Source organism: Alkalicoccus luteus (genome assembly GCF_052061695.1).
In the GTDB taxonomy this organism is placed as follows: domain Bacteria; phylum Bacillota; class Bacilli; order Bacillales; family Salisediminibacteriaceae; genus Alkalicoccus; species Alkalicoccus luteus.
In genome coordinates this window covers 1-20,684 of sequence record NZ_JBPZEY010000019.1, presented here as the reverse complement: position 1 = coordinate 20,684, position 20,684 = coordinate 1, and the positions used below count along the sequence as shown (strand labels likewise).

Sequence of the window (20,684 nt, the reverse complement as noted above, 5' to 3'; positions counted from 1 at the left end):
CCATGGTATACTCTTGGAAAGTAGCCGTTTGGCTGCTCATAAAAATCGCCTCCTGGTGGTGTTGGTTTTGTCGCTTACACACACAGGTTCGGCGATTTTTTTCTGTTTCCTTCTATAAATTACTTCTATACATAAAAAGGGGCTGTCCCGTCGATAATATCGACTTATGGGACAGCCCCTTTCAGGCTGTTGATAAAGTCAATTTGTTTACATGGTTATTCGATTGATTGACTTTCCCCTCTGTTTACCGAGCCTGCCGTGGGCTTGCCTTCAGCTATTTCTCAGGATAAACCTCTGAGAAAGGATCTTCAGGCTGCGCGGCTTCCACGTCCCCGCCGGACACAAAGGGGAAATGAATTTGTTTGATGGAGAAAAACGTTCCAATCGCTGGACGTTGCGGCTTTTTTGGTGGGTACGTTGACGTTCATCCCGATTCGACATCGAAGCGCTGCCTAACGAAAGGTTCCCTCTATATGAAGCAAGCTCGTGTGAATCATCACCAGGGTTTTAACTGGACAGCCAGCTGCTAAATCGGAGGAAACTCGACTCCGAGAGGATCAGAACGAGGCGAAGATCCGGCGGACGAAAGGAAGAAGCGGTTAGCTGAGGCCGTTCCCTCCGGAAAGCGAGGGTCCGCAGATGCAGGCAGATGCAAAGTCATTCACTTGAAATGACTTTATCAACACTCTGCAAGGGCGCTCACATTCTGTGAGCGCCCTTTCACCTTGCAGATATCCTGCTTATTCTATTAGTTAATAGGTGCTCAGCCCAGAAATTTTTTGAAATCGGTAGATCCACTCCCGCCAGCTCGAATGCGGGTTCAAATAATGTTCGTAGGGCAGTGTATAATCCGACTCTTCATTCGTCCACATTTCGTTAAAAAAGGTTTCAATCTCGTCAAACGTATCGCTGCCTTCATCCATTTCTGCGTATAAATTTGTATCAAGGTTGTTATCACGCATATTCCGGCTTGTGAAATTGGCTGATCCTGCTATCACTGATAGGCCTGAATCGTTGAAAACAGCCATCATTTTCGGGTGGAACTGCTCGTCGCCAGTATTGTACCAGCGTACTTGAAGATTTGACATGCCAAGATTCATCAAATCCTCTGCAACGGGTCTATTCGGCATGCCAAAAACGTCCATGCCAAATGCACTTTCATTTGGATCCAGGATAAGCCGAATATCGGTCCCGCGTTCTGCTGCTGCTTCGATACTGTCCACAATTTCAGTGTCCGCTAAAAAATAAAGAGCCGCATAAACAGTGTCTTCCGGAGCTGCGTCATCCAGCATTTCCTGAACCCGGTTGAAGTTCTCTCCTTCCGTTAATACCTGGACCGCATATTCTCCGTCAGTTTGATCCACCGAAGGTTCTGCCTCAAGATCTGGACCGTCAGAGAAATCAGAAACGGCCTGAACTGTTTCCAGAAGGTCGTATAAAACAGGGCCAGATGTCTGAAATGCTGTGTTCGTATAAAAATAGCTCTCATCATGAAAATTAGCGGACATGACGAAACCAGTTTCCTCTGTGATAACCACTTTCCGGTGATTAGCCCGGCCGTTCATTAGTTTCAGAAATGATCGTACCGTCATCTGAGGAGCTTCCGGATCAAACACATTTTCGATCCATCCGTTTCCACCCTGCCCGAACCACTGCAGGTATGCTCGCCATATTCCGGAATAGAGCGGGTTGGAATCCTGCAGCCTGGTGATATCCGTCATAATTGTTTGAACACCTGCATCATCGAGCATGTTGATCATCGTAGATTCATGGGAAAAATAGCTCGTATTGATTGGATCTGTCAAAACGTACACGTTCACTCCTCTTTCTGAAGCATCAATCAGCACTTCTGTTAATGTCAGACTCAACGGAGGAAAATCTCCGTCGGTTTTATCATTAAGCAGAAACATTTCCACTGCAACAAAAGACTCCGCTTCTTCTACCGCTTCCAATACTGCTGAATAGATCTCTTCATTGAATACCCTGTCTCCGTCCTGTTCCGAAGAGCGGTTCAGTAAAAATCGCAGATCATCTGTATAATGAACTTCTCCTTTATAAGAGGTGCCGGCTGGTACGGGTTTAAATAAGCCGTATATAGTGGCAGCGAGTGTGATGAAAAGCAGGATCGCGACAGCCCATTTCCATTTGCTTCTTGTTATGTACATGTATGGGCTCCTCTCTTATGAAAAACATAGGCTTTCGTTTCCTCTTTCCCTTTTGAGGGTAATTGTAGACAAGTATCCCGCACTAAATAGTCCGGGAATATTGAAGAGGAGGAATTCATAAATGAGTATGTTTCACTCATCAGCATTTAAAGGTGCTCACATTCTAATAACTGGAGCAACAGGCGGAATTGGAAAAGTTCTTGCACTCGATCTACTTAAGCTAGGTGCACAAGTTACAGCAGCCGGAAGAAATGAGGAAAAACTTCGTTCGCTGAGTCAGCAGGCTCATTACCACGCAGACGCTTCAAACCTTCTGACGATCCAGGCCGATTTAACGGAGGCACGCGACCGGGAAAGACTCGTATATGAAGCGGAAGAATCATTCGGACCTGTCACCGGTCTCGTCAATGGAGCCGGGATTGCAGGAGGAGACGTAGTGGAATTTATAAAGGAAGAGGATCTGGAATCCATTATGCAGATTAACTTCATCTCTGCTGTGATGCTGAGTCAGCTTGTATTTAAAAGCATGAAAGAACGGGGCAAGGGAGCTGTCGTCAATATATCTTCTTTGTCCGGTCTTCGCGGCACGCACGGGAGCACTGCATATGCAGGATCGAAGTTTGCCATGATCGGCTTCACTCACTCTTTTGCTCTTGAAGCGATCGAACACGGCGTGCGGGTAAACGCTGTCTGTCCCGGGTTCGTTGATACTGATATGGCTCGGCAGATACTTGAAAAGAAAGCGTCAGCCAGTGGGATCTCTTATGAAGAGCAGCGAGAACAAACCGAAAAAGCCCTTCCCTCCGGCCGCATGACAACGCCGGAAGAAACGGCCAGAACAATCATGTTTCTACTCTCAGATGCCGCAGAAAACATTGTCGGTGAATCCGTGAAACTATCCGGCGGAAGCGTCATGCGCTAGCTTTCCTCTTCGACTGCCTCCTGAAAACGATCGAAAAAGAGATCAAAATCTTCTCTACCTTCCTCTGCTTCTTCAAGCGGGGGAAGGTCGCTTAACGTTTGCAAACCGAATTGTTCAAGAAAGTACCTGGTAGTTCCATACAGGATGGCTCTGCCGGCTCCTTCTTTCCTGCCGGCCTCTTCAATCAAACCTCGATTTTGCAGCGTTCGAAGCGGCCGGTCGGTTTTAACTCCGCGAATATCCTCGATCTCCATGCGTGATACAGGCTGTCGATAAGCAACAACCGCAAGGCATTCAAGTGCTGCCTGAGAAAGCGTTGTATTAACTGGTGAAGAAACGAGCTTCTTGTACATAGCTGCGTGCTCCTGTCTTGTTGTGAGTTGATACCCACCGGCAACTTCCTGGAGGGCTATTCCTCTGCCGCCGCTTTCATAAAGGTCATGTAATGCTTCAGCGTGCAGCTCCAGTTCTTCTTCAGTACACTCCAGAGCATTCAACAGCTGTGCTTTTTCCATGCCTTCGTCTCCTGCGACGAAGAGCAGGCCCTCCAGCTTCCCTTTGATTTCTTCATTTATCACGCCGAATCCGCACCCTTCATCACAATCATAATATCTGCAAAGTGCCGAGCCTGCTCGCACGTCACTTTTTTATTTTTCATAAGCTCCAGCAGTGCCAAAAACGTCATCACCGGTGACTCCTCCTCGTCATCCGCAAAAAGCGTTCGAAACGTTGTCTTTCCATGATATGTCTTAAGTGTCGCAACAATCGCTTCCATTTTGGAATCGATGGATATCTCTTCTCGAGCCACACTTCGATAAGGCTTGTCGGCTTTTTCCCGTTTTTGTATATCCTGATAAGCACCGATCAGATCAAACAATGATACATCCAGCTCAGGTGCTGGATCATCCGTGCCTGCAAAAGCAGACAAATCTTCAGCCGGTCTTGTAAAATATAAACTCCGTTCAGCTTCCTTTTGTTTTAAGTCAGAAGCAGCCTCTTTAAAGGCTTTATACTGGACAAGCTTCTCCATTAACGATTGCTTTGTCCATTCCTCCTCTGCTTCCAACTCATCATACAGCTCTTCCGGTTCTTCTGATGGCAGCAGCAGCCGGCTTTTCATATACAAAAGCGTAGAGGCCATCACGAGATATTCGCCCGCTACATTCAGCTCCAGTACCTGCATTGTTCGGATATAATCGACGTATTGATCGGTAATATCTTTTAAATTTATATCGTATAAATCTAAATCATTTTTTTGTATTAGATGAAGGAGCAGATCAAGAGGGCCTTCAAACCCATTCAGTTTCACATGATATGTCATCGGTTCCCACTCCATTTCATGCGATATTATATCATATCCAAGAGGTTCAGACGGTAATAGTTTTCTAATTAAGGAAGATGATTTATACTGGAACAGATAACGATTCGAGAGGTTTACGGATAAAGGAGAGTAGCACATGCAGCACGTAACAGTTGATTATCCGCAGGCGTATGTCAATTATTTAGTTGAATTTCATGCCACTCGGGATTTTTTCGAGTGCCATGAAATATTAGAGGAATATTGGATCGAGAACGGCAGGGAAAAAACCTGGCTTCTGCTGATTCAGCTTGCAGTTGGCTTATACCATCAGCGAAGAGGAAACCTGCGCGGAAGTCTGAAGCTTTTTGATAAGGTTTTTAAGCTGCTCGACAGGGACGAGCACAGGCTGCATGCGCTGGGAATTTACGAGGGCCAGCTTCGAAAGGCGCTGGAAGAACGCTATGAAGAGGCCGCAAATGGATGGCCCTACCAGCCGTTTGCCATTCCGCTCGTTGAACAGGTGGAGCACATATGTCGGCAGCAGGCGTCTGAACATGGTCTGGAATGGAATCTTGATGACCGGAGTATAGACCGTTCCGTGCTGCACCGCCATCTGCTTAGAGACAGATCGGAAGTCGAAGCTGCCCGCGCTGAAGCCCTTAACAAAAGACAGCAGGTTTCATTAGACCGGTCTAACGAGACAAAGTAAGTGCTTATGCTTTAACAAAGCGTCGCCTGCTAAAAAGCCGCATCGAATCTTCATTCGATGCGGCTTCATCTGTAAAGTCTTATATAAGCTTGTTTAAGTTCGCCATTTCAATCGCAGCAGCTGCAGCTTCAGCACCTTTATTTCCAGCTTTTGTACCTGCCCGCTCAATCGCCTGTTCAATCGTGTTGGTCGTAATGACACCAAATATAACAGGAACTCCACTGGAAAGCCCTGCCTGAGATACCCCTTTTGCTGCTTCACCGCAGACATAATCAAAGTGAGGCGTGGACCCTCTGATGACGGTTCCAAGTGTGATAACTGCATCGTATTTTCCGGAATCTGCAAGCTTTTTAGCAGCGAATGGAATTTCAAATGCTCCCGGCACCCATACAATATCGATGTTTTCCTCAGATACGCCGTGTCTCAAACAGGTACCCTCCGCACCTTCCATCAGGCTTTTTGTAATAAAATCATTAAATCGTCCAACTACGATCGCAACTTTCAAATCATTTCCTGTAAGTTTTCCTTCAAGTACGTTTCCCATAGTAATGACATCCCTTCTTCGTTATAAACGGATTATTTTCAGTAATTGTGTGCCATTCGGTCATGAAGCTCATGTAACACAGGTTTACAGATGCAGCATATGACCCAGCTTGTCTTTTTTCGTTTTTAGGTAGTTCTCATTGTCGCGGGAATGCGGCAGCTGAATGGGTACTCGCTCCACTATTTCTAAATCGTATCCATTTAATCCGGTAATTTTTCGAGGATTGTTCGTCAGCAGCTTCATCTTGCGAATGCCGAGATCCCGCAGGATTTGCGCGCCGATTCCATAGTCGCGAAGATCCGGACCAAAGCCAAGCTTTTCATTGGCTTCCACAGTATCCAAGCCTTCTTCTTGAAGCTTGTACGCCTTCATTTTATTCAGCAGACCAATCCCCCTGCCTTCCTGGCGCATATAGAGTACGACACCGGAGCCATTCGCCTCAATCTGCGCGAGGGCAGCGTGAAGCTGCGGGCCGCAGTCACAGCGCCTCGAACCGAATACGTCTCCTGTGAGGCACTCTGAATGGACACGGACAAGTGTCGGTTTAGATCCGCCAATATCTCCTTTTACGATGGCAACGTGCTCTTTTCCATCCACGACGTTTGAGTACCCGATCGCGCGAAATTCGCCGTAATCGGTTGGAAGCTTAATTTCAATTTCCTTGGAAACGAGCTTATCTTTACGGTTTCGATACTTGATTAAATCCTTAATTGTGACCATTTTTAACTCGTGCCGGTCAGCAATTTCCCGAAGTTCAGGCACTCTGGCCATCGTTCCGTCATCGTTCATTATTTCGCAAATGACACCGGCCGGGGCAGATCCCGCCATTCGGGCAAGATCGACAGCTGCCTCGGTATGGCCAGCTCTTCTCAGCACTCCCCCATCCTTCGCAATCAATGGGAAAATATGACCCGGGCGCTGAAAATCAGCCGGTTTTGAATCGCCATCAATTAAGGCTTGAATTGTCATAGATCGTTCCTGTGCAGAAATGCCTGTCGTCGTATGCTTATGATCTACACTCACCGTAAACGCGGTACCGTGAGGATCTGAATTTCGGTCCACCATAGGTACAAGCCCTAATTTCTCAGCCCGCTCTTCTGTAATCGGGGTACAGACCAATCCCCGGCCGTACGTAATCATGAAGTTAATGACATCAGGAGTTGTCTTTTCAGCCAGTGATACGAAATCCCCTTCATTCTCACGGTCTTCATCGTCACAGACGATGACTACTTCTCCTTGTGCCAGTGCATAGATCGCATCTTCAATTGGATCAAACATGGACATGCTTCCCGCCTCCTTCATCTGCCGCTCAAACCGGCATTATTATTGAAATCCGTGCTCTTTTAAAAATGATTCGCTTACCGCTTCTGGTTTTTCCTGCGTTCGAAAGCGGACAGCAAGCAGCTCTTCTACATACTTTGCGAGCATGTCGCATTCCACGTTAACTGGATCTCCGACTTGCCGGCTTCCCATCACTGTTTCTTTTAACGTATGCGGAATTAACGAAAGAGTGAAGCTTGTGTCGGTTAATCCAAAAATAGTCAAGCTCGTCCCATCGACGGCGACACTTCCTTTCATCGTCAAATATTGACGGAGTTTGGGCTCTACTTCAATTTCTACATACACCGCGTTCTGGTCTGCTTCTTTCTTTTTTATAATGCCGGTGCCGTCAACATGGCCGCTGACAAAGTGACCGCCAAATCTGCCGCCCGCGGCCATTGCTCGCTCCAAATTCACTTCAGAACCTTCGCTGACAAGCCTCAGACTCGTTGCTCTGACTGTTTCGGGCATAAGATCTACCGTAAACTGGCTGCCTTCAAATGATGCAACGGTCAGGCAGACCCCGTTTACGGCGATACTGTCTCCCAGTTTGACATCCGATAAAATTTCCGGAGCTTCTACGGTCATGACGATCGCTTCACCCGTTTCGTTCATTGAGACAATTTTACCTTTTTCTTCTATAATTCCGGTGAACATTCGTTCTGCACCTCATTTCGATAGGTTAATTTTACATCCTGCTCCAGCTGCTCTACCTGTTTTAATATCAGGCGGGGACAGTCGGACAGCCTTTCTATACCGCTGCCGCCGATAGCAGAAACTGCGTCCCGGCCGCCAATTAAGATCGGCGCTTGATACAGCACAGCTTCTTGAAAGAAGCCTGTTCGGACAAAACTGTCTAACACGGTACCGCCCCCCTCAATCAGGAGAGAGCCGATGCCTTCAGAACCTAGTTTTTCAAGTACAGTTTCTGGCTCGACGCGAAATGTTGAAAGCCGAATGACTTCCGCACCGGCTGCTTTAAGCGCCTTTTCTTTATCTTTGTCTCCCCGTTCAGAAGTGAAAATTATCGTTCTTCCGGAAGCTTGCAGCATGTTTGCACGAAGAGGGAAGCGGAGTTCATTATCAAGGACAACTCGTATAGGATCAATGCCGCCTTCCGGCAAACGAACCGTCAGTTCAGGATCATCTGCTAATACTGTTTCGATACCGACTAAAATTGCATCGTGTTCGTGCCGAAGGCGGTGTCCATCCAGCCTCGACGCAGGTCCTGTTATCCATTTACTTTCCCCGGAAATCGTTGCTGTTTTGCCATCAATCGAGGCAGCCATTTTAAGCGTGACGTAAGGATGACGCGTTGTGACATAGTGAAAAAAACGACGGTTAAGCTCATCTGCTTCTTCTTTCATGATGCCGGTTTCTACATAAATGCCTGCTTCAAGCAGTTTTTTGATTCCTCTTCCCGATACACGGGGGTCCGGATCGCTGGATGCAGTAAATACTCGGCTGATGCCTGCTTCAATCACGGCATCCGCACATGGCGGTGTCCTGCCGTGATGAGAACAGGGCTCAAGCGTTACATACATGTCAGCGCCTGAAGCTTGCGCACCCGCCATTTCCAGGGCATATCGTTCGGCATGCTTGTCCCCGGCTTTTAAGTGTGTCCCTACTCCCGCTACGCGTCCGTTTTTGACAATGACACACCCTACTTGTGGGTTCGGAGAGGTCTGCCCTCCCGCAGCAGAAGCAAGCTCAACCGCAAGCTTCATATAGTCTCTTTTTGTCATGGTGACCCCTCCCATCTATTCACAGAACACATGCTGGAAGCACTCCTTATTCAACACGTTTCGCAGCGCTTCCTTGGTACTCAGTAGAGCATATAATCTTTCAGTTCCCTTTTAACAAGTACTCAGCTGAAATGACTGGTTATTGGCTTCTATCCGTAAAACAAATATGCCCTGAACGACATACATCATTCAGGGCATAGGTGCAGAATATTTTTTTATGAAAAAAGGTAGACCGGTCCCCCGGAATAGGCACCTTTTTCGTAAAAAGCTGCTGCGAAATCCTTCTCCCATCCAGACTATACTGTCGGCTCCGGAATTACACCGGATCCACCGGGCCGGAAAACCGGACCGGGTCACGGACTGAAAGAACCAGGTTCTTATCACCGCCGGTAGGGAATTTCACCCTGCCCCGAAGGATCGGACGAACGTTGAAACATTCATCCTTTATTCATTTGTTATGCACTAACTATAGCATTCCTGTTACCGGAGCGCTAGTTTCAGGCATCAAAAACTGTAACTTCTTGCATCGTGTCATTCGGACGGATCCGATCCATCGTATCCAGGCCTTCTGTGATCTGTCCAAATACCGTATGCACACCGTCCAGATGAGGCTGAGGTTCAAGTACGAGGAAAAACTGGCTCCCGCCTGTATCTTTGCCTGCGTGCGCCATAGACAGGCTGCCTTTTTGATGACGATGAGGGTTGCCTTCTGTTTCGCATTTGATGGTGTAGCCTGGTCCACCTGTGCCGGTTCCGTTAGGGCAGCCGCCTTGAGCTACAAAGCCAGGAATAACACGGTGGAATGTCAGTCCGTTGTAAAAGCCGTCATTTGCAAGCTTCTCAAAGTTAGCAACCGTACCTGGAGCATCCTCTTCAAAAAAATCAATTTTAATTACTTCGCCATTTTCAAAACGAATTTCACCTTTTTTCATTATGTAAAACCTCCGCGTGAATAAAATAAGGAACAAAAACAGTTTATCAGATTTTACACAGCTTGGCGAATGACAAACCTTTTGCTGGCCCATTTGATAAACGTCCATCTATTTTTTACAGGTTCTCTTTCAACTAAAACAGGACCGTCAGAAAACGCGTATCTGACGGCCCTCTATTCTTCTCTGTTAACTTGTGCGGCTGCTTTCTTTCTGGAGGAGGCTGTACCTTTCTTCCAATTTAACGAGATCTTCAAGGCTTTCTCTGCGAATAACGCATTCATGTCGTCCATTTTCGACGAACACAACAGCCGGACGTAAAATCCGGTTATAATTATTAGCCATGGAATATCCGTAGGCTCCGGTTGAAAACACGGCTAAAAGATCCCCGCTGCCTGCTTTAGGAAGGTCCAAATCCCAGATCAGCATATCGCCGCTTTCGCAGCACTTGCCAGCGATGGAAACCTGTTCTTCAATCGGATCATTAGCACGGTTTGCCAGCAGTGCGGAATATTCTGCCTGATAAAGAGCCGGACGAATGTTGTCGGTCATGCCACCATCAACAGACAGGTACGTCCGGACGTCCGGAATTTCTTTTCGTGCTCCAAGCGAATAAATAGTCGTTCCGGCTTCACCGACAAGTGCCCTGCCCGGCTCGATCCATATTTCCGGAACCGGCTTATTCATGGAAGCTGCCTCGTTTTTCACTTCTTTGACCATACGGGTAATATAATCACCGAGCGGAAGCGGCTTATCACCTTCTGCATAGCGGATTCCAAACCCACCGCCCACGTTAAGCACCTGTGGATAAAATCCAAACTCATGATTCCATTTGCGAATCGAATGAAAGACTGCACGAACTGCTTCTTCAAATCCTTCCGCCCGGAAAATTTGAGAACCGATATGAGAATGCACGCCCTGCAGACGAAGCCACTTGTGATCCTTCAGCATGTTGACTGCCTTGTCCGCCTGACCACTGTTCAAATCGAATCCGAATTTTGAATCTTCCTGTCCGGTTGAAATATATTCATGCGTATGGGCTTCTACTCCTGGAGTAATCCGGATCAGCACGTCCATCTGCTGCTTCTTTGATTCTGTCAAGGCCATGAGCCAGCTCAATTCCGTAAAGTTATCGACGACAATGCAGCCGATTCCATGTTCAACAGCCATCTCCAGCTCCTGCGGAGTCTTATTGTTGCCGTGGAAATGAATATTTTCCATCGGAAAACCGGCTTTTGCAGCGGTATACAGTTCTCCCTCAGAACACACGTCCAAGCTCAGCTCCAGATCAGCAGCCAGCTCCAGCATGGCGATACAGCTGAAGGCTTTGGATGCGTATGCAATTTGATAGTTTACCTGTTCATTCTGAAAAGCTTGATGGAACGCAGCTGCACGCCTGCGGATATCCTCCACATCATAAACAAATAAAGGCGTTCCATATGCTTCTGTCAAAACAGCAGCATCTACTCCTCCAATTTCCAGTCTTCCTGCCTCGTTGATCCGCTGAGTTCCATATTGAACCAATTCAAATCTCTCCTTTACAAACATTATCCCGGCTGCCGCCCCTAAATAAAAGAGGAATGATGGCAGCTGCATCCATCATTCCTCTCGTCTAACAACGATCGGAAAGATAGTTCTCCACAACTTCCTGTGACAGTGCTGCACTTCTTCAGTGCAGCCCCAGAAATACACGGCTGGACATCCGTGTTTTTCTTCGGCCGGCGGGCCTTTCTGCTGCTCGTACCACTTGTCCTTATCCCACAGCATACTGATCCCTTTACCGGCACCTCTATCTTTCTTCTATTCAGTTCTGGCTAATATAGCACAGGTTAGCAGGCTTTGCAACTCCGAGCTTCAGCGGATTACTTCATAAATTAATGTTGGCGAGGACACACGCTCCGCACGTATTTCATAGGCTTCTCTTACTAGACTGCGCGCATCTTCCTGTGATTCTGTATCAGAGTGCAGTACAGCTAGCGATTCTCCAGCTTCAACATAATCACCAATTTTTTTACGCAGCGAGATGCCGACCCCGTGTTTAATCTTACTTTCTTTCGTTTCCCTGCCGGCACCTAAGTACATCGCGGCAGTCCCAATGGAATGAGCTTCAATTGCTGTTATATACCCGGCAGTTTTTGCAGGGACGTCAATGGAATGAGAAGCGCCAGGGAGAAGATCTGTATTTTCTACCATAGACACATCGCCACCCTGGGCAGCGACAAACGTTTTCATGACTTCAAAGGCTTCTCCGTTGTCAAGATTCGCAGCGAGTTTCTCATACGCTTGCTCATAGCTGTCGAATACCCCTGCAAGCAGAGCCATATGACTTCCAATTTCAAGTGAAAGCTCACGGAGATCCTCAACGTTTTTCCCTCGAAGAACATCTACTGCTTCTCGAATCTCGTTTGCATTTCCTATTTCGTAGCCGAGCGGCTGATTCATATCACTAATCACAGCAACTGTATTTCTACCGAGATTTGTACCGATGGTCACCATTTCCTGAGCCAGTTTTTTCGACTCTTCCAACGTTTTCATAAAAGCTCCGGAGCCTGTCTTCACATCCAGCACGATGCTGTCAGCGCCTGAGGCAATTTTTTTACTCATAATCGATCCGGCAATGAGAGGAATTGAATCGACTGTCGCCGTTACATCACGAAGTGCATACAACTTCTTATCGGCCGGTGCCAGGTTGCCGGTCTGGCCTGCCACGGCAAGTTTATTCTCATTTACAAGCCGGATAAAATCCTCTTTGCTTACTTCTACATTAAATCCATTGATTGACTCCAGCTTATCAATCGTACCTCCCGTGTGACCAAGCCCTCTGCCGCTCATTTTAGCCACCGGCACCCCCACCGACGCTACAAGCGGACCGATGATAAAACTGATCTTATCTCCAACTCCTCCAGTAGAATGCTTGTCTACCTTATGGCCGTGAATCGAAGACAGGTCGATCGTTTCACCGGAATCAACCATCGCCTGAGTCAGGACGGCTGTTTCTCTGGCGCTCATTCCTTGGAAGTAAACCGCCATTAAAAGAGCTGACACTTGATAATCAGGAATGGAATCGTTCGTGTAGCCCTCAATGACGTAGGCAATTTCCTCATCGGTCAATTCCTGTCCGGAACGCTTTTTTTCAATTACATCTACCATTCGCATCTTCCAGCACACCTTCCCTGTGCGGCAACTCAATCCGAAATCAAGTGCCTCACGTTTATTTTTATCCGTTCAGCTTGTGCACAATAGCCTTAACGAGCTGTATGAAATCCTGCTTAACGGCTTCCGTCGTTTCCATTACTTCATCGTGGGTAAGCGGCTGATCAAGAATCCCCGCTGCCATATTTGAAATACAGGAAATTCCGAGAACCCGCATTCCGCAGTGACCGGCAGTGATGACCTCTGGAACGGTAGACATACCGACCGCATCTGCACCAAGTACTCGCAGCATACGAACCTCTGCCGGTGTTTCGTAGGACGGTCCGGTCGTTCCGGCATATACGCCTCTTTTAACGTCAATTCCATGTTCTGAAGCTGCATCTGCAGCAAGGCGGATCATGTCCGGGTTATAGGGCTTGGACATATCCGGAAAACGCGGCCCCTGCGCTTCTACATTTTCCCCAATAAGCGGATTGGTCCCAAACATGTTAAGATGGTCCTCAATCAGCATCAAATTGCCAGCATCAAACGATTCGTTGATACCGCCCGCAGCATTTGTCACGATCAGCTCGGTTACCCCAGCTGCTTGCATGGCTCTCACAGGCAGCGTAACGAGCTCCATTGGATAGCCTTCATAAAAATGGAAGCGTCCCTGCATCGCGACGACATCTCTTCCCTCGAGCTTCCCTGCGACAAGCTGACCTTTATGGCCTGCAACCGTAGAAGCTGGAAAGCCGGGAATATCCTGATATGGAATAGCTACAGAATTTTCAATCTCTTCTGCTAAGACACCCAGACCGGAGCCGAGGATTAAGCCAGTCTCCGGCTTCAGGTTGCCAAGCTTTTCGTTGATATAAGCTGCTGCTTTGTTGATATGATTCATGCTTTTTCTCCTCCTGTCAGTTCGTTTAAAAAGCTGGAGCCGTATTCCGGCATTGTAACCTTAAAGTTATCCGCAACAGTCGCTCCAATGTCAGCGAAAGTACTGCGTCTTCCTAAATCAACGGATCGATTAGAAGAAGGACTGTATGCTAAAAGCGGTACGATCTCCCGTGTGTGATCAGTTCCATGATGAACCGGATCGTTTCCATGATCCGCGGTGATAAGCAGGAGATCATCTTCTCGAAGTCTGCTAATGATTTCCGGCAGTCTTGCATCAAATTCCTCCAGCGCCTTTCCGTATCCGATCGGATCTCGCCGGTGGCCAAACTTTGCATCAAAATCAACAAGGTTTAAGAAGCTGAGGCCGGTAAACTCACGGTCTGCTGTTTGCACAAGTTTATCCATACCGTCCATATTCGAAGTTGTACGGAGCGAATCGGTCACGCCTTCATTATCGTAAATATCCGCAATTTTACCGATGGAAATAGAATCGAAGCCTCCATCTTCCAACGCGTTCATAACCGTTTCGCCAAAAGGCTTCAGTGCGTAGTCGTGACGATTGGACGTACGTTCCCACGCTCCATCTGAACCAACAAACGGCCTCGCAATGACACGACCGATCATGTAAGGATCTTCCAGCGTCATTTCCCGGACCGCTTCACAAATGCTCCAGAGCTCCTCCGGAGGAACAACTTCTTCATGAGCAGCAATCTGCAGAACGGAATCTGCAGATGTATACACAATCAAGTCTCCTGTCCGGACGTGTTCGGCTCCCAGTTCATCAAGAATATCGGTCCCCGAAGCCGGTTTGTTTCCGAGAATGCCTCTCCCGGTGTGTGCTTTAATCTGATCGATCAAAGCGCTTGGAAAACCTTCAGGAAACGTGCGAAACGGCTGATCAATGTAAAGACCCATGATTTCCCAGTGCCCGGTCATCGTATCTTTGCCGGCTGACTTCTCTATCATCGTTCCATAAGACCCAATTGTTTGTTTCGGCTGCGACACCCCTTTATATGTCTTGATAGAGCTAAGTCCAAGCTGATCCAAATGAGGCATTTGCAAGCCGTTCATTTTTTCAGCGATATGACCAAGTGTATCAGCGCCTGTGTCACCAAATGCCGCTGCATCCGGTGCTTCACCTATCCCTACAGAATCCATTACGACGAGAAAAATCCGCTTATAAGCTCTCATGTTTGTCACTCCTAACTAAATAATGAAGAAATCTTTGTTCTGTTGTCAGAAGTCAGACCTCTATTCAAAAAGCATCACGCACGAGGATGATGCTGTGTATACACTTCCCTCATGCGTACTTTTGTTACGTGTGTATAGATTTGCGTGGTCGAAATATCGGCATGTCCAAGCATTTCCTGAACAGCGCGCAAATCAGCTCCATTTTCCAATAAATGTGTAGCGAATGAGTGGCGCAGCATGTGCGGAGAAAGCTCTTTTTCAATTCCCGCTTCCTGTGCCAGTTTCTTAATAATTTTCCAAAACCCTTGTCTCGTGAGAACGTTTCCGTGATGATTTAAAAAAAGATCGTCACTCTGCTTCTTTTTCATCAATTCAGACCGTCCGTAATCCAGGTAGTTTTGCAGGGCCGTTGATGCATGGCTGCCCAGCGGAACTATTCGTTCTTTGCTCCCTTTTCCTCTGCACTGGACAAATCCCATCTGTAAATGGACATCCGATGTTTTTAACGTACAAAGCTCTGTCACCCGCATTCCTGTTGCGTACAACAATTCGAGCATGGCTTTGTTCCGCAGCTCGATCGGCTTTTTCTTTCCCGCAGGATCATCGAGAAGCTTCTCTACTTCTGCAGCAGAAAGCACTTTTGGCAACCTGCGTTCCTGCTTCGGTGCATCAACGTCAGAGGAAGGATCCTGAGCCGACAGTTTTTCCCGCAGCATAAAGCGGTGAAAGGAGCGGACAGTAGAAAGCATCCTTGCTGTCGTAGAGGCTGCTCGTCCATTCTCAAAGAGATGCCGGAGAAAACCTGATATATGGTGACGCATGACATCGTTCCAATCCTTTAAATCAGCTGTTTGCTGGAGATATGCGGCATATGCACGCAGATCCCGTTCAGAGGCTGAAACGGAGTTGGGTGAAAGGCCTTTTTCAACCGTCAAATAGTGAATGAATGTTTCTATTTCATGGTGCACATCCTGCCACCTCCTGCTTCTTTCAGAATACCACAGGTACGTACCTTTGTGCAGTTGGCATTGAAAAAATGTCCTGAATTTTATTGACTATGCGATATATTCTTCTGAATCAATAGCTGACAACACAAAAAACCTCAGAATAGTCTGAGGCTTCCGTTCAGCGTAAGTTATAGAATGGGACTTCTTGCTGGTACAGCGACTACCTGCCGTTACACCGATGACAAATACCGTGAAACGTAAGCCGGTGATCTTTAATGTCGAACTTCCACCGCTGTTCCACGATCTTCTCCACATCACCAAGCAGATCCTCCTGAATTTCATCAACTGCTCCGCACTCCAGGCAGACTAGATGATGATGAAAGTGTGTGGCACCTTCTTTACGAAGATCATAGCGGGACACGCCGTCCCCGAAATTAATTTTGTCTACGATTTTCAATTCGGTAAGAAGTTCAAGCGTCCGGTACACTGTGGCAAGCCCAATTTCCGGATATTTTTCTTTGACCAGCATGTAAACATCTTCGGCGCTGAGGTGGTCTTCCTCATGTTCGAGCAGCACTCGAACGACAGCTTCCCGCTGCGGAGTGAGTTTATAGCTCTGGGAATGAAGTTGTTTTTTTATTCTTTCAATGCGCTGCTCCATTGACAGTCGTCCTCCATTCAGCAGCTCCTGTATGAGCGGAGCTTGCCTTCATTTCTGCTATTATTATAAGCAGTATTGAAAATGGGTGTCAAATGATAATGATTATCATAACAATATAATAATAATTATTATTTAGGTCTGCTTGATGACCGTTCTTTTTGCAGCTGCAGGTATTGAACAGCATACAGCGTTTTAGCATCATGAATGGTACCATCTTCTATAAACGCTGATGCTTCTTCTAAACTGACCTCAGCCATCTCAACAAATTCATCGTCATCTGCAGCTTTGTGTCCGGCCTTTAGATCTTCAGCAATATAAATATGTACAAGTTCATCCGCGAATCCTGGACTCGTATAGAACGAACAAAGGAATCTGCATGATCCTGCTTTTATTCCTGTTTCTTCTTCCAGCTCTCTAACTGCACAAACTTCAGGGCTTTCTCCCTCATCCAATTTCCCGGCCGGGATCTCTGCAATTACTTTACCTAATGCTTTTCTGTACTGATAAACGAGAATGAGCTTATCATCGCGGAAGCAGATGATGCCAACTGCTCCAGGATGACGGACAACCTCCCGTTTGCTTTCCTTGCCGTCCGGCAGTCTCACTGTATGATTTTCTAACTCAATTATGCGCCCTTGATAAATGCGTTCTTTATGTAAAGTTTCTTCATGCAAATGGTCCTTCATCATTATCCCTCCATGTTCTGAGCATAGAGGATTCCTTGCAAAACTGCAATTGCTCTACTAGAGTTAATTTAAAGGAGGGGTTGGATGCAGTCTAGTACGATTGGAAATTCACTCATTAAAGCTTCTGTATTAGGTTTTGGATGTATGTCGCTTCCGGAAGATTATAAGGAAGCAGAACGAATTCTACACGCCGCTGTGGACGGCGGAATTACTTATTTTGATACAGCCGATCTTTATCAATTTGGGCGTAACGAAGAAAACGTGGGCAGAGGCCTTACACCCTACAGAAACAGCGTCACAATTGCAACGAAAGGTGGAAATGACTGGAGCTCTGACCAGACAACCTGGAGCTGGAATCCATCTAAATCTTATCTGATCGAAGCCTGTAAGCAGTCGCTGAAGCGTCTCAACACTGACAGCATTGATGTATACCAGCTTCACGGCGGTACAATCGATGATCCCTTCGACGAAACGCGGGAAGCTCTGGAATTATTAAAGCGCGATGGGTTGATTCAGGCCTATGGAACCTCCTCTATACGACCGAATGTTATTAATAAATGGGCGCCTGTTACGGGTGTCGTCTCCAATATGATGCAGTACAGCATACTGGACCGCCGTCCTGAAGAACTCAGTGCTTTCCTCCAAGAGCATTCGGTTTCCATTATTGCCAGAGGTCCGCTGGCTAAGGGGCTCTTAACAGAGCGTTTCACACGTAAGCTCACAGATGAAGGGTATTTGTCCTACTCCGGCAGCGAGCTTCGTGACACACTGCATGATCTGCAAGCATATGCTTCGGACTGGGGCATGACTCTTAACAGCCTAGCTTTGCGCTACGTGCTGGCCGATCCTGCTTGTGATGTTGTTATTCCTGGAGCGAGCTCCGTTGAACAGGTTCAGGAAACGATTCTAGCAGCTGAAGCCGGTCCTCTTTCAGATCAACAGCTGAAGGACATTCGCTCGCTGACGAAAGCTGAGCACTATGAGAACCACCGAGTATAAAAAAAGCAGAAGCCATTGAACTGGCTTCTGCTTTCAGGCTGTTGAAAAAGTCTTTCAACTTCCATGTTGATTCGTTTGATTGTATTTCCCCTCTGCTTACCTAGCCTGCCGTGGGCTGGCCTTCAGCTATTTCTCAGGGGCCCCTTTATGAAGGGAAAATGGCGCGGCTTCACTCGGACACAGGCTTCTCACGAGAAGCCTTCAAGACCTAGTCCGGCTCCGCTCGTACGTTGATGCCGTTGCAGATCTGAACGGCACGGGATCTTCAGGCTGCGCGGCTTCCACGGGCACGCCGGACACATCGGGAAGGATCTATCTGTTTGGAAGCCGATCGTGCAGACCTAACCAAGTACGTGAAACAGACTGCCAGCTGCCGACATCGAAGGAGCTCGACTCCTGGAGGATCAGAACGAAGCGAAGATCCAGCGCTTCCTACGGAAGAAGGAAGCGGTTAGCTGAGCCCGTTCCCTCCGGAAAGCGAGGGTCCGCAGATACAGGCAGATGCAACCTTATTCACCTAACATGACTTCATCAACACTCTGGAAGCAGAAGCCATTGAACTGGCTTCTGCTTTTTTCATATTATAGAGGGAGGTAAATCCGTTTGGCGAATTCTGAACGATGCCCGTTATACGTGCTGCGTATGCTATGCCTCATCTTCGTATTGTTCTCTGATTGACAAGTACTGCTCTTCCAATACGTCATACGATATATAACCCGGACGATTCATAGCCACTCTGCCGTCTGGTGTGATGATATACGTAGTCGGCATCACATATACACTGTAGAGGTCCTCTACAACGTCCTCCTCATCGATAATCACAGGGAACGGAATGCTGAAATCTTCCGCAAACTGCCTGACTGCATCTATCCCGGGTTCCGTAGCCGTTCGGTTGAGTCCAAGTACATGCACCCCATCATCTTTATAGTCTTCATAAAAAGCCGCAAAATCAGGCATTTCATCTCTGCAAGGCGGACACCAGGTCGCCCAGATATTTAAAACGACATAATCGCCTTCCAGGTCTGCCAGGCTGAGCTGATCCTCATGGAGGGTCGGCAGAGAAAAGTCCGGTGCCTGCATGCCCGGCTCGGAGCCAACACCGTCAAGCGGGTCCAGGCTGACCATTTCCTCTTCTGAAAGCGTCTCGCGTTCTATACCGCCGGCTTCCATATATGCTTCCAGCGCTTCACTGCTTTCTTCAGTGTCTTCCCCATAGTCGACAATAACGACTAAAGCCGCCCCTAAAGCTGCAGCCGCCGCTGCTAATGTAAACCACTTCCGCACGAACGATCCCTCCTCTTCTCTCAGTATAGTTTATAGGAGGGATGAACTTGAATCAATAAGGTGGCGGTTCCATGAACAATCTTTTTTATGTACCTTCTCCAATTCGTAACGCTCCTTCCAATTTGATACCTCCGTTTGTATAAACAGGAAGAATGCAGTTTTTTCGCGAAACGCCATACTTTTCAGTCTGATTCTGGTAAACTAAATTCGTCTGTTGTTCATTTACATATTTAAAAGGAGCGTGCACGCATGTCGTTAATTGAAGCTATCATTTTTGGGATTGTTCAAGGAATTACAGAGTTTCTTCCAATCTCCAGTACAGCACATATCGTTATCACACAAATGATATTCGGTTATTCATTTCCAGGTCTCGCATTCGAAATTTATTTGCATCTAGCCTCTGTCCTTGCCGTAATCTTTTACTTCCGAAAAGATGTGATTGAAGTAACTGCAGGCTTTCTGAACTACATCATGAAACGGCGTGCCGAGGATAAAACAATGTTCTGGTTCGGCGTTTATATTCTGGTCGCAACTGTCATCACGGGCGGGCTTGGCGTTCTCCTCTCTGATTTCTTTGGCGATGGAATGAAAACGCCAGCTATTATCGCTCTCGCCTTAACCCTCACCGGATTTGCGCTGATTTTCATCGAGCGCTTTCATCGCTACGGCGCGCGGAAGGAAAAGGATATGACTGTCAAAGATTCCGTTATTGTAGGACTTGGTCAAACGCTGGCGGTCTTCCCCGGTATATCCCGTTCCGGAGCTACGCTTGTGACCGGACTTTTAATAGGGCTTGATCGGGATACGGCTGTCCGCTATTCCTTTCTGCTGGCCATTCCCATCATTTTAGGATCTACCGTTCTGGGTGTCAGAGATATCTCTGCAGATATGATTAGCTACATTGGTGGTCTTAACCTGGTTGTCTCGTTTGCCGTAACGTTTATCTTCTCTCTTCTCGGTATTATCTGGCTGATCGATTTCCTGAAGAAGAGTAAGTTGATTTATTTTGCGATTTATTGTTTTGTTGTTGCAGCTCTCGTGTTCTTCCTGATTGATCCAAACACCGTTATGGATGTATAAGTGTGTTTCACTGTGGATGAAACAAGGTGCTTGCTAAAGTTCACAAATAATGGGGCTGTCCCATAAGTCGATATTATCGACGGGACAGCCCCTTTTTATGTATAGAAGTAATTTTATAGAAGGAAACAGAAAAAAATCGCCGAACCTGTGTGTGTAAGCGACAAAAC

The 20,684-nt window shown here is 47.2% G+C and carries 20 protein-coding genes and 2 riboswitches; of the genes, 4 read left to right on the top strand and 16 right to left on the bottom strand.

What is annotated here, in order from left to right; all coding sequences use genetic code 11:
* Positions 1–752: 752 nt before the first annotated feature.
* Complete coding sequence (locus ACSZLD_RS16450) at positions 753–2,165, bottom strand: phospholipase D-like domain-containing protein (protein ID WP_444685829.1); 1,413 nt, start codon at positions 2,163–2,165, stop codon at positions 753–755.
* 121 nt (positions 2,166–2,286) lie between these two features.
* On the opposite strand from ACSZLD_RS16450, the gene ACSZLD_RS16445 reads away from it, so the two are divergent.
* Complete coding sequence (locus tag ACSZLD_RS16445) at positions 2,287–3,087, top strand: SDR family NAD(P)-dependent oxidoreductase (protein ID WP_377910602.1); 801 nt, start codon at positions 2,287–2,289, stop codon at positions 3,085–3,087.
* Here ACSZLD_RS16445 and scpB read toward each other — a convergent pair.
* Entirely contained in the window at positions 3,084–3,665 is a 582-nt protein-coding gene (gene scpB / locus ACSZLD_RS16440; protein WP_444685828.1) for an SMC-Scp complex subunit ScpB, read from the bottom strand. The two genes, ACSZLD_RS16445 and scpB, sit on opposite strands and share 4 nt — an antisense overlap.
* Positions 3,662–4,408 carry a segregation and condensation protein A gene (locus ACSZLD_RS16435; RefSeq protein WP_444685827.1) on the bottom strand — a complete coding sequence of 249 codons (747 nt, stop codon included), beginning with the start codon at positions 4,406–4,408 and terminating at the stop codon, positions 3,662–3,664. Before ACSZLD_RS16435 ends, scpB begins: the two co-directional genes overlap by 4 nt.
* Before the next feature lie 136 nt (positions 4,409–4,544).
* Here ACSZLD_RS16435 and ACSZLD_RS16430 point away from each other — a divergent pair, with 136 nt between their 5' ends.
* Positions 4,545–5,096 carry a DUF309 domain-containing protein gene (locus ACSZLD_RS16430; RefSeq protein ID WP_444685826.1) on the top strand — a complete coding sequence of 184 codons (552 nt, stop codon included), beginning with the start codon at positions 4,545–4,547 and terminating at the stop codon, positions 5,094–5,096.
* Positions 5,097–5,175: 79 nt separating this feature from the next.
* Here the strand turns inward: ACSZLD_RS16430 and ribH are convergent, their stop codons facing one another.
* The 12 genes from ribH to ACSZLD_RS16370 all read right to left on the bottom strand — a co-directional run bounded on the left by ribH (position 5,176) and on the right by ACSZLD_RS16370 (position 17,154).
* Entirely contained in the window at positions 5,176–5,640 is a 465-nt protein-coding gene (ribH, locus tag ACSZLD_RS16425) for a 6,7-dimethyl-8-ribityllumazine synthase (RefSeq protein WP_377910607.1), read from the bottom strand.
* 84 nt (positions 5,641–5,724) lie between these two features.
* A complete protein-coding gene (locus ACSZLD_RS16420) occupies positions 5,725–6,918 on the bottom strand; it encodes a bifunctional 3,4-dihydroxy-2-butanone-4-phosphate synthase/GTP cyclohydrolase II (RefSeq protein ID WP_377910946.1) in 1,194 nt (397 codons plus the stop codon).
* Between the two features lie 45 nt (positions 6,919–6,963).
* The gene (gene ribE / locus ACSZLD_RS16415; protein WP_377910608.1) at positions 6,964–7,617 is read right to left on the bottom strand and encodes a riboflavin synthase; all 654 of its coding nucleotides are present in this window, start codon (positions 7,615–7,617) and stop codon (positions 6,964–6,966) included.
* Complete coding sequence (gene ribD / locus ACSZLD_RS16410; RefSeq protein WP_444685825.1) at positions 7,599–8,705, bottom strand: bifunctional diaminohydroxyphosphoribosylaminopyrimidine deaminase/5-amino-6-(5-phosphoribosylamino)uracil reductase RibD; 1,107 nt, start codon at positions 8,703–8,705, stop codon at positions 7,599–7,601. Before ribD ends, ribE begins: the two co-directional genes overlap by 19 nt.
* Before the next feature lie 275 nt (positions 8,706–8,980).
* Positions 8,981–9,126, bottom strand: a riboswitch (FMN riboswitch).
* A 76-nt stretch (positions 9,127–9,202) separates the two neighbouring features.
* On the bottom strand, positions 9,203–9,637 hold the full coding sequence (locus ACSZLD_RS16405) for a peptidylprolyl isomerase (RefSeq protein ID WP_168008711.1): 435 nt from the start codon (positions 9,635–9,637) through the stop codon (positions 9,203–9,205).
* A gap of 186 nt (positions 9,638–9,823) precedes the next feature.
* Positions 9,824–11,158 carry a diaminopimelate decarboxylase gene (lysA, locus tag ACSZLD_RS16400; RefSeq protein WP_444685830.1) on the bottom strand — a complete coding sequence of 445 codons (1,335 nt, stop codon included), beginning with the start codon at positions 11,156–11,158 and terminating at the stop codon, positions 9,824–9,826.
* A 99-nt stretch (positions 11,159–11,257) separates the two neighbouring features.
* A riboswitch (Lysine riboswitch) is annotated at positions 11,258–11,434 on the bottom strand.
* Between the two features lie 54 nt (positions 11,435–11,488).
* A complete protein-coding gene (locus ACSZLD_RS16395) occupies positions 11,489–12,790 on the bottom strand; it encodes a pyrimidine-nucleoside phosphorylase (RefSeq protein ID WP_377910610.1) in 1,302 nt (433 codons plus the stop codon).
* 61 nt (positions 12,791–12,851) lie between these two features.
* The gene (locus ACSZLD_RS16390) at positions 12,852–13,670 is read right to left on the bottom strand and encodes a purine-nucleoside phosphorylase (RefSeq protein WP_444685824.1); all 819 of its coding nucleotides are present in this window, start codon (positions 13,668–13,670) and stop codon (positions 12,852–12,854) included.
* Complete coding sequence (gene deoB / locus ACSZLD_RS16385; protein ID WP_444685823.1) at positions 13,667–14,860, bottom strand: phosphopentomutase; 1,194 nt, start codon at positions 14,858–14,860, stop codon at positions 13,667–13,669. The genes ACSZLD_RS16390 and deoB overlap by 4 nt, the downstream gene beginning before the upstream one ends.
* Positions 14,861–14,934: 74 nt before the next feature.
* Positions 14,935–15,828 carry a site-specific tyrosine recombinase XerD gene (gene xerD / locus ACSZLD_RS16380; RefSeq protein WP_444685822.1) on the bottom strand — a complete coding sequence of 298 codons (894 nt, stop codon included), beginning with the start codon at positions 15,826–15,828 and terminating at the stop codon, positions 14,935–14,937.
* A 199-nt stretch (positions 15,829–16,027) separates the two neighbouring features.
* Positions 16,028–16,468, bottom strand: coding sequence for a ferric iron uptake transcriptional regulator (gene fur / locus ACSZLD_RS16375; protein WP_168008699.1), 441 nt, complete (start codon positions 16,466–16,468; stop codon positions 16,028–16,030).
* A gap of 128 nt (positions 16,469–16,596) precedes the next feature.
* On the bottom strand, positions 16,597–17,154 hold the full coding sequence (locus tag ACSZLD_RS16370; RefSeq protein ID WP_444685821.1) for an NUDIX domain-containing protein: 558 nt from the start codon (positions 17,152–17,154) through the stop codon (positions 16,597–16,599).
* A gap of 84 nt (positions 17,155–17,238) precedes the next feature.
* Between ACSZLD_RS16370 and ACSZLD_RS16365 the strand changes: the two genes are divergently transcribed.
* Positions 17,239–18,153: an aldo/keto reductase gene (locus ACSZLD_RS16365; protein ID WP_444685820.1), complete on the top strand. Its 915-nt coding sequence runs from the start codon at positions 17,239–17,241 to the stop codon at positions 18,151–18,153.
* Between the two features lie 645 nt (positions 18,154–18,798).
* On the opposite strand, the gene ACSZLD_RS16360 is transcribed toward ACSZLD_RS16365, so the two are convergent.
* Positions 18,799–19,437, bottom strand: a complete 639-nt coding sequence (locus ACSZLD_RS16360; RefSeq protein ID WP_377910616.1) for a TlpA disulfide reductase family protein — start codon at positions 19,435–19,437, stop codon at positions 18,799–18,801.
* A 249-nt stretch (positions 19,438–19,686) separates the two neighbouring features.
* Between ACSZLD_RS16360 and uppP the strand changes: the two genes are divergently transcribed.
* Positions 19,687–20,517, top strand: coding sequence for an undecaprenyl-diphosphatase UppP (uppP, locus tag ACSZLD_RS16355; RefSeq protein WP_444685819.1), 831 nt, complete (start codon positions 19,687–19,689; stop codon positions 20,515–20,517).
* Positions 20,518–20,684: the final 167 nt, after the last annotated feature.